Consider the following 16,070-nt stretch of genomic DNA (forward strand, 5'->3'; position numbering starts at 1 on the left):
AAGAATGTTACAAACGATTATTAAGAAAAATAGTTATCAAGATTCTGTTGTATTAATGCTTTTAACAAGTAAAATCAATCAGTTAGAAGAAGTTGAACGTGTGTCGATTATGATGGGAACGCCAGCAAATAAAGATATTTTTGCTGCCAGTGGGTTTGAAACGCCTGAACTTAAAGATGCTTCGGCAAATGATATGGTTATTATTTTAGAAATGAACAATGAAGATAAAAAAGACGAAGTATTAGCTGAAATTGAAGAATTATTGTTAGGTCAAGGTGAAGAAGGCGAACAAAAAGAAGAAAAAATCAATTCTTGGAAAAAAGCACTAGCGAAAGAACCAAATGCTTCGATGGCTGTTTTCTCTATCCCTGGAAATTATGTTGCATTAGAGGTTGAAAAAGCCTTAGATTATGGCTTACATGCTTTTGTGTTTAGTGATAACGTAGCGGTTGAAGATGAGAAACGTTTGAAAGAAAAAGCGCATGAAAAAGGCTTAATCGTTATGGGACCTGACTGTGGTACAGGCATGATTAAGAGTTTACCAATTGCGTTCACTAATAATATCCGCCCTGGAAATATCGGTATCGTTGGAGCTTCTGGAACTGGGATTCAAGAAGTATCTACGTTGATTCATCGTTATGGCGGTGGTGTGACGAATGCTATTGGAACTGGTGGTCGTGATTTATCTTCAGAAGTAGGCGCTGTTTCTATGTTAGATGGTATTGCTGCTTTGAATGATGATCCAGATACAGAAACGATTGTTGTTATTTCTAAGCCACCTGCAAAAGAAATCGAAGAAAAAGTAATGAATGCATTAAGAAGTAGTAAAAAACCTGCTGTGACAATTTTCTTAGGTGAAAATCCTACTTATCATGAGTCAGCTCTTTATCATGCGTATACATTAGAAGAAGCTGCGCAATTAGCAACTAAGATTCAACAAGGAAAAGAAGTGGATTATCAACCAGCGGTACCTTTAGCAACAGGGATTAGCTTGAAAGAAAATCAAACAGGTATTCGTGGTTTTTATGCTGGCGGAACGTTAGCGTATGAAACAGCAATGTTGCTTGAAGATGCATTGGAATTAACCGATACAACACATGAAGAAGGCTACATGTTGCAAACAGACGAACATGAAGTCATCGATTTGGGTGATGATATGTATACTCAGGGAAAACCACATCCAATGATTGATCCTGAAAACCGCATTAAAAAAATTCGTTCTGTAGTTGAAGATGAAACAATTGCAGCGGTCTTATTCGATATTGTTTTAGGTTACGGTGCACATAAAAATATGGCAGCTGAATTAGCAACTGCAATCAATGAAGTACAAGAAGAACTAGCGGCTTTAGACCGTCAAGTTGCTTTCATTGGAACGATTGTGGGAACTGATTTAGACATTCAAGGCTTGGAAAAACAAAAACAAATTCTTGCAGATGTCAATGTGATAGTTTGCGAAAACAATACTCAGGCAGTTCAAACAGCGCTTCAATTAATTGGTAAAAAAGTGAATTTCTCTGCTAAAGAAGTGATTGCGAAAAAACCAGTATCAGATGGGTTCAAATTAGCTGAACCATCAGAACAAATGAAGAAATTATTGACAGAAAAACCTGTTGTAATCAATGTTGGACTAAATAGCTTTACAGAATCCGTTGTTGAAAATAATGGTACAGTGGTTCAATACGATTGGGCTCCAGTTGCTGGTGGAAATATTGAAATGCAAAAAGTACTACATTTTCTTGATACCTATCAATTTTAATAAACCATGAAAAGAGGGAAATAAATGAGTTATCAAACTATTGATGATGCGAATCGCGCAGTGATTGACAAGGTGATTGCATCTGCACCATTTTTATTAGATGTTGTTCCAGCTAAAACAGTTATTCCAGAATTAGAAGGACATGTATTACTTCATGCAGGCCCGCCAATCAAATGGGAAGAAATGACAAATCCTATGCAAGGCTCATGTATTGGAGCGGTTTTATTTGAAGAATGGGCGGCTGATGAAGAAGGTGCCGTTGAATTGCTAGCAAATGGAAAAGTCAAATTTATTCCTTGTCACGAAGTTCAAGCGGTAGGACCAATGGGCGGAATTACTTCTGCTAACATGCCAGTTTTTGTAGTTGAAAATAAAACAGATAACAATCGTGCTTATTGTACGATGAATGAAGGAATTGGAGCTGTTTTACGTTTTGGTGCCTATTCGCAAGAAGTAATTGATCGTTTACGTTGGATGAGAGATACTTTAGGACCAGTATTAGGAAAAGCCGTTCGTACGCTTGAAAATGGTCTGAATTTAAATGTATTAGTAGCGAAAGCAGTAGCGATGGGGGATGAATTCCACCAAAGAAATATTGCCGCATCATTGGCTTTCTTAAAAGAAATGGCACCAATCATCACTGTTTTACCAATTTCAGAAGAAGAGAAGAAACAAACAATCAAATTCTTAGCTGATACAGATCAGTTCTTCTTGAATATCATGATGGCTGCTACAAAAGCTGTTATGGATGGGGCTAGACAAATCGAAAGTGGTACAGTCGTGACTGCCATGTGTCGTAACGGTAAAGATTTCGGTATTCGCATCAGCGGCATGGGCGATGAATGGTTTACAGCTCCTGTTAATACACCGCAAGGATTATACTTCTCTGGTTATTCTAGTGAAGATGCTAATACGGATATTGGTGATAGTGCAATCACTGAAACATTTGGTGTTGGTGGGATGGCAATGATTGCAGCACCTGCAGTTACTCGTTTTGTTGGAACGGGTGGCTTTTACGAAGCATTGGCAATCAGTAATGAGATGACTGAAATTTGTATTGATCATAACCCTAATTTCCCTGTACCAACATGGGATTTCAAAGGAATTTGTTTAGGAATCGATGCTAGAAAAGTAGTTGAAACTGGAATTACACCTGTAATTAATACAGGAATTGCTCATAAAAAAGCTGGTATTGGTCAAATTGGTGCAGGAACGGTAAATCCGCCTGTAGAATGTTTTGAAAAAGCAATTGCAGCTTATGCTAAAAAATTAGGTATGAAATAAGTACAATTTAGAGAGGAGATAGCGGTATGGGTGTACCAAAAGTTGGCAACTATGCTGCGAATTTGATTCAACATGCGTTATGCGAGCTTTTAGTAGACCCAGCTACCTCTGAAACTCATTCAAACCTTACGTTGAATGTGCATAGTCTTTATAGAAGTAGCGGGAATCTTCAAATAGGTAATCAGTTGATTTATATTGGCGCGATTAATAAAGGCATGGTCCCATTTGGCTTACATTTTTCGGAGGAAATAACGCCACAAATTTTATATTTGTTGAAAAAAGAACAGCAAGTAAAAATTGATTACTTACCTGAAAATAACCAAAGCTGTTTGATAATTGGGAATCAGAGTTTTACTTTGTCGTTGGATAACACATATGAAGGGGTCATAGCAACTAAGCAACCAGGTAAAGAAGCATTGAAATCTTGGTTGAAACAAGTTCAAGGCTTATCGTTCGATTTAGGTCTTGATTTAAGTGATGAAATAGAAGGTTGTACTTCTCATGTAGACGCACTCTTTTTGAAAAATTATACGGGAATTGGAAAAAGTATTTTTCATTATTTAGGCCGTGGGAAAGGATTGACTCCGTCGGGAGATGATTTTCTTATTGGATTGATGGCAGCAGATCAACTTTTTCAACAATTAGATCCGTTTTTCTATCTGCTAATAGACGCTTTACTTGTTGAACGAAAATGGACGACAGATGTGTCGAATATGTATTTAGCAAGTGCTTCTGGTGGCGAATTTAGTTTAGTTGTGAAACAAGTCGTTGAATCTTTAACCTTAAATCAAGAAAATCAGCGGATCAATCAAGTAATAAAATTAACGCAAAGTGGCAGTACTTCTGGTTGGGATACGCTGGCCGGTATTTATGTAGGAGTAGCTCACTATATAAAGGAGAATAAGGAATGAAAAAAAGAGTCGTGATTGCTTTAGGTGGAAATGCGATTTTACAACCTGGGCAAGAAGGTACATATGAGAATCAAAGAAAAAATATTGATGATAGTTGTGAAAAGATTGCAAGCTTAATTCATGCAGGACATGAATTAGTTGTAACGCATGGGAATGGACCGCAAGTCGGTCAAATTTTGCAACAAAATGAAATTGCAAGTGAAGAAATTCCTATGCAGCCTTTACCTGTTTGCGCTGCAGAATCACAAGGATTTATTGGTTATATGATTGAAGAATCATTAACTAATGAATTAACTCGTTTAGCAGTAGACAAAGAAGTTACGGCGATTTTAACTATGACCGAAGTAGAGAAAGATCCTGAGGTCTTTAATAATCCAACAAAACCAATTGGTACTTTTTTTACCAAAGAAGAAGCTGAAGCACTGACCGAGGAAAAAGGTTGGTTTATGGGAGAAGATGCTGGAAGAGGTTATCGTCGTTTTGTTCCATCACCAATTCCTAAAAGTATCATCGGAGTTAAAGCAATTAAAAACTTACTAAGTAGTGAGACAATTGTTGTAGCTTCTGGTGGTGGCGGGATACCTGTTGCTCGTGATGAGAATAATAATTTGTCTGGTGTTGCCGCAGTTATTGATAAGGACTTATCTGCGTTACGATTATCAGAAGAAATTGAGGCCGATGTTTTGATGATTTTGACAGATGTTTCTAATGTATATATTCATTATGGAACACCGAATCAAGCAAAACTAGAAACACTATCTGTGGAAACTGCTCAAAAGTATTACGATGAAGGTCATTTTTCAGAAGGAAGTATGGGACCGAAAATGAAAGCAGCGATCCAATTTGCTTCTCAAGGAAATACAGCAATCATTTGTTCTATTGATCAAGCTTTAGAGGCTTTGAATGGTCAAGCTGGAACAAGAGTTGTTGGATAAATAGATTGTCTGCCGTTTTTGTTTGTTTTAGACAAAAACGGCAGGCTGTTTTGTCTGTGGTGACCAATGCAATTGTCGTTGGATTCTATAAAATTAAAATAAGAAAGTTAGAGGTGGAGTATCAATGAAAGAATTATCGATTTCAAAACGAATAATCTTTACTCCTGGACCAGTTGGAATTGATCCAAGAGTATCAAAAGCAATGGGCTATTCAATTTTAGGTCAGTTTGATCCGGATTTTACCGAAATTATGAATGAAACAATGGCATTAATTAGAAAATCTTTCCTGACAACGAATCAATGGTCATTTCCTATCGATGGAACAAGTAGAGCTGGTTTAGAGGCTGTGATTGGCAGTATCGTTGAACCAGGAGATAAAGTACTTGTGCCAATTATTGGTCGCTTTGGACACTTATTAGTCGAATTATGTGAACGGGCAAAAGCAGAAGTTCACACAATCGAATGTACTTGGGGAGAAGTTTTCGAACAAGATAAGATTATCGAAGCAGTGAAAAAAGTTCAGCCTAAAGTTTTAGCAATTGTTCATGGCGAAACTTCTACAGGTCGTATGCAGCCACTAGATAAAATTGGTCCAGCATGTCAAGAGTTAGGTGTATTTACAGTTGTTGATGCTGTAGCAACGTACTTAGGAACAGCTATTCCAGTTGATGAATGGCAATTGGATGCAGTAATTGGTGGTGCACAAAAATGTTTGTCGATTCCATCTGGAATTACACCAATCACTTTTAATGACCGTTTTGCTGAAGAAATCAATAAGCGTAAACGTGTAGAACAAGGGATTCGTACTAGTGAAGACCACACAGAAAAAGAATTTATTACAAGCAATTACTTAGATTTGACACAACTGCAAGATTATTGGAGTGATCGCCGTCTAAATCATCATACTGAAGCAACTGTAATGGTTTATGCATTACATGAAGGGTTGCGTTTAGCTGTTGAAGAAGAAGGTGTTCATGAGCGTGCGGACCGTCACCAATTACATCATGATGCGTTAAAAGTTGGTCTTAGAGGCTTAGGCTTAGAATTATTCGGTGATGAAGAAAACGAAATGCCAATGGTTGCATGTGTCAAAATCCCTGAAGGAATTGATAGTGAAGGAATCCGTGCTAATTTATTAAAAGAATACGGAATTGAAATTGCTTCTTCATTTGGACCGCTTCAAGGAAAAATTTGGCGTATTGGAACGATGGGTTATATTGTTGAGAAAGTAAATATCGTGACATTTATTACGATTTTTTCTGCTTACTTAAAAAATCAAGGTGTAACAGGTCTAAATCCAGACAAAGCCTTATCTGATTTATTTGCTTTCTATAATCAAATCGGTTAATAATAAAAAAAGATTGAACTGCTCGTAAATTTGACGAGAGTTCAGTCTTTTTTATTCTTTTTTTTCGATGCAATATAAAATGGGTGGATTATTTTTTTGATTAATAAATTGATAGGTTAATACATTGTATTCAATTTGAGGAAGCGATGAACAAAATTCTTGAACCGCATCTAATTCCTCTTTACCGCCATCATGACCAAAATAAACAACTAAAATAATTCGACCTTGTGGAGATAAAAGTTTTAACAACTTAGCCAAAGCTTGTAAGGTAGTATTGGATTTAGTAATAATTGTTTTATCACTTTTGGGTAAATAGCCCAAATTGAAAATTGCAGCTTTAATAACAATTTCTTCAGGTATAACAGCATCTATCGTTTCATGACCTTGTTGAATCAAACTGGTTCGTTCGAATAAATTCTGTTCTTTTAATTTCAGTGTAGTATTTTCAATTGCCTGTTTTTGGACATCAAAAGCATAGACGTGGCCATTTTCTCCCACTAAATTTGCTAAAAAGACGGTATCATTTCCATTTCCCATAGTTGCATCTACAACGATATCATTTTCACGAATTACTTCTTTTAGTAATGTATGACTAAAGTGGAGCGCAGTCTGTAACATTAAAATTCTCCTTTTGTTTAGCGAAGGGCAAATTTTCCTTGCCAACTATCTCTTTGTTTTAATTCATTATCGATGGCATTTAATACTTCCCATTTTTTTAAGCTCCACATTGGACCAACTAAAGCATCGAAAGGAGCATCCCCAGTAAGACGATGAATTACGATTTCTGGCGGAATCAACTCTAATTGATCACAAATAACGGCTACATAATCGTTTAAACTCATTAATTGAAGTCGGCCTTCATGGTAATCTCGCAACATTCGAGTATTGGTCATCAGATGAAGTAAATGTAATTTGATTCCTTGGATGTCAGAGTCCATAATTGTCCGTCGAACATTTTCACGCATCATAGCAAGCGATTCTCCAGGCAGTCCGTTAATCAAGTGTGTACAGACACGAATATTATGTTTTCTTAGTTTTTCGACTCCAGTTAAATATGTTTGATAGTCATGCGCACGATTAATCGATTGGCTTGTTTCTTCAAAGGTTGTTTGTAGCCCTAATTCGACCCAAACATAATACCTTTGATTGAGTTCTGCTAGATATTCGACGACGTCATCTGGCAAACAATCTGGTCTTGTACCAATTGAAATACCAACCACACCTTGTTCATTGACGACTTGCTCGAAACGATGCCGAATAACTTCTAAAGGCGCATGAGTATTTGTAAAATTTTGAAAATAAACAATATATTGTTGAACCTGAGGCCATTTTTTATGCATCATCTGAATTTCTTTTTGAAATTGAATCGGTAAAGGATCTTCTGGAGCAACAATCATATCGCCAGAGCCAGAAACACTACAAAAAGTACAACCACCTTTAGCAACTGTTCCATCACGATTAGGACAATCAAAACCACCATCAATAGGGACTTTAAAAATTTTTGTCCCAAACTGTTGGCGTAGTGCATAATTCCAAGTATGGTAACGTTTATTTGAATCATCTGTATAGTGAAAATTTGACATAATTCGACTTCTTTCTATTGTTGTTTACGTTTGAAACGCCAAACAAATCTTTTTTCTAAATAGATGGGATAAGTCAGTAATAACCAGGCGAGTCCTAAACAAAAGCCTCCTAAAACATCGCTTGGATAGTGAACCCCTACATAAATACGACTAAAACCAATCAATAAAATCCCCATGCCTAAGAGGACTTGAAACAACAAACAAATCTTTTTTTGTTTAATAAATTGAGGCAGTAGAAAAATAATAGTACCGTAGAGCAACATACTGCCAGTTGAATGACCGCTAGGGAAACTAAAACTTCGTTCAGAAACTAAATGCTCTAAGGTCGGGCGTGCTCTTTGAAAAACTAATTTAATCAATGGATTGACGGTTCCTGCAATCACTGCAGTATTGATAAGCAGCCAAACAGATTCTGCATAATATTTTCCTCTAATCAATAAAAAGGCAAGCGCGATTGCAAGTATTCCAATCGTAAGTGGATTTGCAAATTTTGTATACCAAATAAAAAATTGATTAAAGTTCGGATAAGGTAAGCGAACAAATTCCGTAATCGTTTGATCAAAGGAAGTAAGCCCACTAGGATAAAAACGAACCATGTAACCTAAAAACATAAAAAGAAGCAAAAAACAACTTCCTGAAAATTGATAGTATAATTTATTTTTCATAAAAAACCTTTCTGAAATTAAGAGTGGAATAATCGCAGTATCAAGCAAGAAAAAATGCTATCTACTCAATCGAAATCTTGTCTATTATAGCATTAATTAAGCAGTAACTCACTAAAAAAATAAAACCAAATGATTAGCTTTCTATTCACCAAATCATTTGATTTTATTTAAAATCAGTCTCAAATTTATTAATTATTTTAGTTATTTAGTCATCGAAATCATCATCATAATCATTACTAGGTCCGTCAACCGAAATATCACCAAAACGGCTTTCTAAATCAAATGTTCTTTTAGCTGTTCCATTTTTGTATGTTGAGTGATCGTTATCGAAAATCGAAACATCTCCTAAACCAGATTTTGCATTGATGGAAATATCATATAAAATTTCCTCAGTATCAATCGAAATATCCCCTTTTTTTGCTAAGACAGTTAATTTTTTCGGTAATTCTCTGCCAGAAAGTCTAAAATCACCACTATCGATTTGTACATCAAACGAACCTGTTAAATCATAGGCATCAACAGATCCATGATTTAAGTTTAAAGAAATATCCCCTTTTACTTGATTTAGATAGAGATCGCCGTTATTCATTGAAACATCCATCGTATCAGAAATAATTGAATTGAATGAAACATCAGTATTTTTAAAATCAACTGATAATTCTTTGCTATCTATATCAGTGAAAGTAACATAATTATTTGGATTCCCTTTAAACGTCAGTTTTTCAATAGAACTTGGAATCGTAATAATCACAGGTGGTTCAAAGTCACTAAAGAATGAAAAACTAAAATTAAAGTTATGATTAGCTATTTCTGAAACTTTAGAACTTGCCTCAGCATCAACTGTTATCTTTTGGTCAGATTCCTTGACGTTAAGAGAACTTTTGATTGTAGAAATACGGCTACCTTGATTTTCCATCGTTATTTTGTCGGAGTTGTCTGTTTGAATGGTGTAATGTGCATTGCCTTTCAAATTAATTGTAGCTTCTTTGGTAGAGTGCCCTTTTTTCAGCGTATACTCTTCATGAGAGCCGTTGGCTACAATCGATTGATCTACTTTATTATAAAAATAGATACTACCTGAACCACCAATAATAAGTGCAAGAACTCCGATAATTAGAAAAAATGCAGTTGTCTTTTTCATATTAAGCACCCCCTCTTAAAACAAAAAGATTCCACTTGAAATAGTGCTTCAACCCTTTGATAAACCATTTGGTCAAAGGGGTTAAGATAAGGGAACCAATGATTCCTATACCGAAGAAAAGTATACTTGCAAAAAGCTGTAACATACCATAGTCCCCCATATTAGCTAACATTGAATAAATACCTATAATTGGAGAAACGATAAATAGCGTAGATGCTAACCACATAGAGAAAAACACCATAACCATAGCAAAAATTACCCAAAACATTAGTAAAAAATTTAAAGCTAAAATTCCAGCTACCTGACAAAAGCGAACAAAAGGACTGTTTACAGGTTGTCTGTAATGTGAATAAGATTGCGATTCATTATAGGGATCGTCATCATTCTCATAATTGTAATATGCGCCATACTCGAATTCTTCTGATGAATTTTTTTGCGGAGAAATTTCTTCCCAACCATCATGAACCATTTTCTTTTCGGAAACATCAATATCGAATTCTTTCAATATTTCTGCTGCTATAATTTTAGGTTTTCCTAATTCTTTCGCGATTTGTTCTTCTGTTTCACCTGTAGCTAAACGTTCATCAAAAAGTTCTTCGTACTTATTTAAAATAGTCATTTGTTGTTTTGCTGGTAGAGATTTTAAGTAAATCTTTAATTCGACTAAAAAATGCTCCTTGTTCATTTTTTTCCCCTCATTCCATTTGTCTTTACTTGCCTTATCTAAACTATAATTTTTTTTGTCATCAATAACAAGAGTCAAAGTAAAAAATCAGCCTAAGGTAAAGAAGAATATAGGTCTTTGGTCTTAGTAATTAAGAGAAGGAAGAAAGGACGTTTGAGCTTGTATTTTGATAATAATTATTTTGTAGTAGATAATTCAAAATACTAACTTTATTATGAATAGATCATTTGAAATAAATGTAAATCGAAAAAGATTGATAGTATCCTGTGATTAATTGAATACTTTACTAAAAAAAAGAAAATTTGCTTAAAATATTTCTATTTTAAGTAAAAGAAGGTATACTAGTGTATAAGGAAAATTTTGTCCAAAAAGACATGGAGGATAGGTTATGGGGAAACAGAGACAATCACGTAAAGAGCGTAGAAAAGCAGCTCAAAACATGCTTGCCAAAGAACAGCTAAGAAAAAGAACGACGGTATTAAGTTCTGCATTAGTTTTTTCATCAATCGCAGCACCCATTACTTTATCATCAACGATTGCTGAAGCAACTGATGGTGAAGCAACGAGTTCTGAAGTTACTTACACAAATAAAGTACAGGTACAAGAACCATCTATTGATATAAATACAACAACGACTCAAGAACAAACGAGTGAAACGACTGAACAAACGCAAGGTACAGAAGGTACGTCAACGGGTGAAATAGTAGATTCTTCTACAACTACAGAGACTACCGAAATTGATTTAACGAAGGATTTGATTCCTTCTGCGACTGAAAGTACATCTGAAGAAGCTACTTCTGATACGATTGGTCCTAGTTTAAGGAGTTCCGCAGCTGCTTTTTCAGCAAGAAGTGTTAGCCCAGCTACATTTATTACTGAAATTGCTGCACATGCCCAACCTGTTGCAGCTGCAAATGATCTTTATGCTTCGGTGATGATGGCGCAAGCTATTATTGAGAGTGGTTGGGGTGGAAGTACTTTGTCACAAGCACCAAACTATAATTTGTTTGGAATCAAAGGAAGCTATCAGGGACAAACTGTTTATATGGATACCTGGGAATATCTAAATGGTCAATGGGTAATCAAAAAAGAGCCATTTAGAAAATATCCTTCTTACCAAGAATCGTTTTATGATAATGCGTATGTCTTAAGAAATACTTCATTCCAATCAGGTGTTTATTACTATTCAGGTGCATGGAAAAGCAATACAAGTTCATACAAAGATGCAACGGCTTGGCTAACTGGGCGTTATGCTACTGATCCAACTTACAATACAAAGCTCAATAATTTGATTGAAGCTTACAATCTAACGCAGTATGATACACCTAGCAGTGGTGGTGGAAATACAGATACAGGTAATTCTAATAACGGTGGTTCTACTGGAGGCAATAATGGCTCGAATACTGGGAGTAACACAGGTACGTCAACTTCTGATACGTTGCATACGGTAAAATCAGGTGATACACTATCTGGTTTAGCAGCTCAGTATGGAACGACGGTTGCTAGTATAAAAAGTTGGAATAATTTATCTGGTGATACAATTTATATCGGTCAAAAATTAATCGTGAAAAAAGGAACTGGCTCGGGTGGAACAAATACTGGAAATAATAATTCTGGTTCGAATACCAATACTGGTAACTCTGGCAGTACAACAAGTACTACGTATACAGTAAAATCAGGCGATACATTATCAGGAATTGCGTATCAATATGGCACTACCGTGGCGAATTTGAAGAGTTGGAATGGTTTGACTGGCGATACAATTTATATTGGTCAAAAGCTAATTGTTAAACAAGGCAGTTCAACTGGTAACTCAAATTCAAACTCAAATAGTAACGTTCCGAATACTAATAATACAACAAATAATTCATATACCGTAAAATCTGGTGATACATTGTCAGGCATTGCGCTCCAATATGGCACGACTGTAGCAAATTTGAAGAGTTGGAATGGCTTAACAAGCGATATGATTTATGTCGGTCAAAATTTAATTGTTAAACAAGGAAGTACATCAGGAAATACAAGTTCAAATAATAATAACAACAATACAACAACAAGTGGTTCTTATACGGTGAAATCAGGGGATACATTATCAGGAATTGCGTATCAATATGGAACGACTGTAGCAAACTTGAAGAGCTGGAATAATTTAACGAGTGACACGATTTATATCGGTCAAAAATTAGTGGTGAAACAAGGAACGACTGGTAGTAATTCAAGTAATAATAGTTCATCAAGTACAACAACAAGTGGTTCGTATACAGTAAAATCAGGGGATACATTATCAGGAATTGCGTATCAATATGGAACGACTGTAGCAAACTTGAAGAGCTGGAATAATTTAACGAGTGACACGATTTATATCGGTCAAAAATTAGTGGTGAAACAAGGAACGACTGGTAGTAGTTCAAGTAATAATAGTTCAGCAAGTACATCAACAAGTGGTTCTTATACGGTAAAATCAGGGGATACGTTATCAGGAATTGCGTATCAATATGGAACGACTGTAGCAAACTTGAAGAGCTGGAATGGTTTAACGAGTGATATCATTTATATTGGTCAAAAACTAGTGATAAAACAAGGAACGACGAGTGGTAGTTCAAGTAATAGTAATAGTTCATCCAGTACGACAACAAGTGGTTCATACACAATAAAATCAGGGGATACGTTATCAGGAATTGCGTATCAATATGGAACGACTGTAGCAAACTTGAAGAGTTGGAATGGTTTAACGAGTGATATCATTTATATTGGTCAAAAACTAGTGGTGAAACAAGGTGGATCAGCAAGTAACAGTTCTAACACCAATTCTAGCCAATCAGGTAACACACACACTGTTAAAAGTGGCGATACGTTATGGGATTTAGCACAAAAATATAATGTTAGTGTTCAACGAATCAAACAATTAAATAGTTTATCTAGTGACGTGATTTATATTGGGCAAGTTTTAAAAGTTGCCTAAAGGGATTGAATTTTCTAACGAAATTTGATACTATATAGCACAGAAACAATAGTAAAAACAATGAATAGGAATAGTAGAAAGAACGATGTTATAGAGAGCGTATGGTTGGTGGAAATACGTACACAAGCTTTTGAACTCGCCTAGGAGTTATTTTATTGAAAAAAGTAGATAAGATCGGTGACGACCGTTATCACGTAGAGGTAATTATTTGTCATGAATAATTATGAATTTAGGTGGTACCACGAGACATGATGTCAACGTCCTATAGGAAATTTATTTTTCTTGTAGGACGTTTTTTTTTCGGCATAAAAGAACAAAGATTGAACAAACAAAGAAACTGCGAAAAATAGTATCTACGCAGAATTAGGAGGAAAAATATTCCATGAGTTATAATCACAAACTAATTGAAAAAAAATGGCAAAAATATTGGGCAAAAAACAATTCTTTCAATACCCATGATGAGCCAGGAAAAGAAAAATTTTATGCATTAGATATGTTCCCCTATCCATCAGGGCAAGGATTACATGTTGGGCATCCAGAAGGATATACAGCGACGGATATTTTGTCTAGAATGAAACGTAGCCAAGGATACAACGTTTTACATCCAATGGGCTGGGATGCATTTGGTTTGCCAGCAGAACAATATGCGTTGGATACAGGAAACAATCCAGCAATTTTTACTAAAAAAAATATTGAAACGTTCAAACGTCAAATCAACTCTTTAGGATTTAGCTATGATTGGAATCGTGAAATCAATACAACAGATCCTGAATATTATAAATGGACGCAATGGATTTTCACTAAATTATATGAGCATGGACTGGCTTATGAAGCAGAAGTTGCTGTCAACTGGGTACCAGAACTAGGAACAGTAATCTCCAATGAAGAAGTGATTGATGGTAAAAGCGAACGTGGCGGTTATGATGTTGTTCGTAAACCGATGCGTCAATGGATGCTAAAAATCACGGCTTATGCAGATCGTTTGTTAGATGATTTAGAGCTAGTTGATTGGCCAGAAAATATTAAAGACATGCAAAGAAATTGGATTGGTCGTTCAGAAGGCGCAACGATTGATTTTAAAGTAAAAGACAGTACGGAAAAAATTACTGTTTTTACAACTCGAGCAGATACTTTGTTTGCAGCTACCTATGTTGTTTTAGCTCCAGAGTCAAAATTAGTAGATGAAATCACCACTTCAGAACAAAAAGCAACAGTAGAAGCCTATCAAAAAGAAGTAAGTAAAAAATCTGATTTGGATCGTACTGATTTAGCTAAAACTAAAACAGGTGCTTTTACTGGTGCGTATGCAATTAATCCAGTCAATGGAAAAGAGATTCCGATTTGGATTGCAGACTATGTTTTAGCAACTTATGGAACAGGTGCAGTTATGGCGGTTCCAGCCCATGATGAAAGAGATTATGAATTTGCCCAAAAATTTGAGATTGAGATGATTCAAGTTATTGAAGGTGGCGATATTACAGAATCTGCCTACACTGGTGATGGAATCCATATTAATTCTGATTTTCTGAATGGTCTGAATTTAGAAGATGCCAATGAAAAAATGTTTGAATGGTTAGAAGAAAATGGTTGTGGTAAAAAAGAAGTGACGTATCGTTTACGTGACTGGCTATTTTCTCGCCAACGTTATTGGGGTGAACCAATTCCAGTTATTCATTGGGAAGATGGAACGACAACGACTGTACCAGAATCAGAATTACCATTAACCTTACCTGAAACCAATGATATTAAACCAAGTGGAACAGGCGAGTCTCCTTTGGCAAATATTGAAGAGTGGATCAATGTCGTTGATCCTGAAACAGGGAAAAAAGGAAAACGTGAAACAAATACTATGCCGCAATGGGCGGGAAGTTCATGGTACCACTTACGCTATATTGATCCGCATAATAAAAAAGCTCTTGCCGATTTTGATAAACTAGAACGATGGTTACCTGTAGATATTTATATCGGTGGGGCCGAACATGCCGTATTACACTTACTTTATGCGCGTTTCTGGCATAAATTCTTGTATGATATTGGTGTTGTTCCAACGAAGGAACCTTACCAAAAACTTTATAATCAAGGAATGATTCTAGGCGAAAATAACGAGAAAATGTCTAAATCTCGTGGAAATGTTGTTAATCCAGATGATGTAGTAGAACGCTATGGAGCTGATACCTTACGTCTATATGAAATGTTTATGGGACCGTTGGATGCGTCTATTGCATGGAATGAAAATGGCTTAGAAGGTAGCCGGAAATTCTTGGATCGCGTATGGCGCTTGATAGTTGATGAAAATAATAAAATGAGAGATCGTATTACAACAGTTAATGATAACAAATTAGCAAAGGTTTATAATCAAACTGTTAAAAAAGTAACCGAAGATTTAGAAAATATGCATTTTAATACGGCCATCTCACAATTAATGGTCTTCGTAAATGAAGCAAACAAAGTTGATAGTTTACCTTACGAATATATTGAAGGGTTTGTCCAATTGTTAGCGCCAATTGCACCACATATTTCAGAAGAGCTATGGGAAATTTTAGGTAATAAAGAAAGCTTAACGTATGTACCTTGGCCGACATTTGATGAAGCTGCATTGGTTGAAAATGAAGTAGAAGTTGTTTTCCAAGTGAATGGGAAAGTACGTGCAAAGGTCAATATTCCACGTGGATTAAGTAAAGATGAATTGGAGCAAACAGCGTTAGCGTCTGAATCAATCCAATCGTTTATTGAAGGAACAACAATTCGTAAAGTCATTGTTGTTCCAGATAAATTGGTAAATATTGTAGCGAATTAATAT

11 protein-coding genes, 1 pseudogene and 1 other annotated feature are annotated in these 16,070 nt (G+C 35.7%); of the genes and pseudogenes, 7 read left to right on the forward strand and 5 right to left on the reverse strand.

Features of this window, described 5'->3' with window-relative positions; translation table 11 throughout:
* The first annotated feature begins 4 nt into the window (after positions 1 to 4).
* The 5 genes from fdrA to ACYSNW_RS14580 all read left to right on the forward strand — a co-directional run bounded on the left by fdrA (position 5) and on the right by ACYSNW_RS14580 (position 6,234).
* Positions 5 to 1,756 (forward strand): acyl-CoA synthetase FdrA, encoded by a 1,752-nt coding sequence (gene fdrA / locus ACYSNW_RS14560; RefSeq protein ID WP_461745663.1) that lies wholly within the window; start codon positions 5 to 7, stop codon positions 1,754 to 1,756.
* Between the two features lie 24 nt (positions 1,757 to 1,780).
* On the forward strand, positions 1,781 to 3,040 hold the full coding sequence (locus ACYSNW_RS14565) for a YlbE family protein (protein ID WP_461745665.1): 1,260 nt from the start codon (positions 1,781 to 1,783) through the stop codon (positions 3,038 to 3,040).
* Positions 3,041 to 3,066: 26 nt separating this feature from the next.
* Positions 3,067 to 3,951, forward strand: a complete 885-nt coding sequence (locus ACYSNW_RS14570; RefSeq protein WP_461745667.1) for an oxamate carbamoyltransferase subunit AllH family protein — start codon at positions 3,067 to 3,069, stop codon at positions 3,949 to 3,951.
* Positions 3,948 to 4,886, forward strand: a complete 939-nt coding sequence (arcC, locus tag ACYSNW_RS14575) for a carbamate kinase (RefSeq protein ID WP_461745668.1) — start codon at positions 3,948 to 3,950, stop codon at positions 4,884 to 4,886. Before ACYSNW_RS14570 ends, arcC begins: the two co-directional genes overlap by 4 nt.
* A gap of 124 nt (positions 4,887 to 5,010) precedes the next feature.
* Positions 5,011 to 6,234: a pyridoxal-phosphate-dependent aminotransferase family protein gene (locus ACYSNW_RS14580; RefSeq protein WP_461745669.1), complete on the forward strand. Its 1,224-nt coding sequence runs from the start codon at positions 5,011 to 5,013 to the stop codon at positions 6,232 to 6,234.
* A gap of 51 nt (positions 6,235 to 6,285) precedes the next feature.
* On the opposite strand, the gene mnmM is transcribed toward ACYSNW_RS14580, so the two are convergent.
* The 5 genes from mnmM to ACYSNW_RS14605 form a co-directional block, all read right to left on the reverse strand.
* Positions 6,286 to 6,852, reverse strand: coding sequence for a tRNA 5-(aminomethyl)-2-thiouridylate-methyltransferase MnmM (mnmM, locus tag ACYSNW_RS14585; protein ID WP_461745670.1), 567 nt, complete (start codon positions 6,850 to 6,852; stop codon positions 6,286 to 6,288).
* 17 nt (positions 6,853 to 6,869) lie between these two features.
* Entirely contained in the window at positions 6,870 to 7,817 is a 948-nt protein-coding gene (gene mnmL, locus ACYSNW_RS14590) for a tRNA modification radical SAM protein MnmL/YtqA (protein WP_461745672.1), read from the reverse strand.
* Between the two features lie 14 nt (positions 7,818 to 7,831).
* Positions 7,832 to 8,482 (reverse strand): phosphatase PAP2 family protein, encoded by a 651-nt coding sequence (locus ACYSNW_RS14595; RefSeq protein WP_461745674.1) that lies wholly within the window; start codon positions 8,480 to 8,482, stop codon positions 7,832 to 7,834.
* A 205-nt stretch (positions 8,483 to 8,687) separates the two neighbouring features.
* The gene (locus ACYSNW_RS14600; RefSeq protein ID WP_461745675.1) at positions 8,688 to 9,623 is read right to left on the reverse strand and encodes a DUF4097 family beta strand repeat-containing protein; all 936 of its coding nucleotides are present in this window, start codon (positions 9,621 to 9,623) and stop codon (positions 8,688 to 8,690) included.
* Position 9,624: 1 nt separating this feature from the next.
* Positions 9,625 to 10,308 (reverse strand): DUF1700 domain-containing protein, encoded by a 684-nt coding sequence (locus ACYSNW_RS14605; RefSeq protein ID WP_461745677.1) that lies wholly within the window; start codon positions 10,306 to 10,308, stop codon positions 9,625 to 9,627.
* Between the two features lie 388 nt (positions 10,309 to 10,696).
* On the opposite strand from ACYSNW_RS14605, the pseudogene ACYSNW_RS14610 reads away from it, so the two are divergent.
* Together ACYSNW_RS14610 and leuS are read left to right on the forward strand one after the other, a co-directional pair.
* A pseudogene (locus ACYSNW_RS14610) lies at positions 10,697 to 12,877 on the forward strand (LysM peptidoglycan-binding domain-containing protein); the annotation flags it as partial.
* Positions 12,878 to 13,321: 444 nt separating this feature from the next.
* Positions 13,322 to 13,538: a binding site (T-box leader), on the forward strand.
* Positions 13,539 to 13,652: 114 nt separating this feature from the next.
* Positions 13,653 to 16,067 (forward strand): leucine--tRNA ligase, encoded by a 2,415-nt coding sequence (gene leuS, locus ACYSNW_RS14615; protein ID WP_461745678.1) that lies wholly within the window; start codon positions 13,653 to 13,655, stop codon positions 16,065 to 16,067.
* The last annotated feature ends 3 nt before the right edge of the window (positions 16,068 to 16,070 follow it).

The organism is Enterococcus sp. LJL99 (assembly GCF_054871725.1).

Excerpts from the sequence above, each read along its gene's own strand:
- fdrA (WP_461745663.1), top strand. The coding sequence starts at position 5 with ATGTTACAAACGATTATTAAGAAAAATAGTTATCAAGATTCTGTTGTA.
- ACYSNW_RS14565 (WP_461745665.1), top strand. The coding sequence starts at position 1,781 with ATGAGTTATCAAACTATTGATGATGCGAATCGCGCAGTGATTGACAAG.
- ACYSNW_RS14570 (WP_461745667.1), top strand. The coding sequence starts at position 3,067 with ATGGGTGTACCAAAAGTTGGCAACTATGCTGCGAATTTGATTCAACAT.
- arcC (WP_461745668.1), top strand. The coding sequence starts at position 3,948 with ATGAAAAAAAGAGTCGTGATTGCTTTAGGTGGAAATGCGATTTTACAA.
- ACYSNW_RS14580 (WP_461745669.1), top strand. The coding sequence starts at position 5,011 with ATGAAAGAATTATCGATTTCAAAACGAATAATCTTTACTCCTGGACCA.
- mnmM (WP_461745670.1), bottom strand. The coding sequence starts at position 6,852 with ATGTTACAGACTGCGCTCCACTTTAGTCATACATTACTAAAAGAAGTA.
- mnmL (WP_461745672.1), bottom strand. The coding sequence starts at position 7,817 with ATGTCAAATTTTCACTATACAGATGATTCAAATAAACGTTACCATACT.
- ACYSNW_RS14595 (WP_461745674.1), bottom strand. The coding sequence starts at position 8,482 with ATGAAAAATAAATTATACTATCAATTTTCAGGAAGTTGTTTTTTGCTT.
- ACYSNW_RS14600 (WP_461745675.1), bottom strand. The coding sequence starts at position 9,623 with ATGAAAAAGACAACTGCATTTTTTCTAATTATCGGAGTTCTTGCACTT.
- ACYSNW_RS14605 (WP_461745677.1), bottom strand. The coding sequence starts at position 10,308 with ATGAACAAGGAGCATTTTTTAGTCGAATTAAAGATTTACTTAAAATCT.
- leuS (WP_461745678.1), top strand. The coding sequence starts at position 13,653 with ATGAGTTATAATCACAAACTAATTGAAAAAAAATGGCAAAAATATTGG.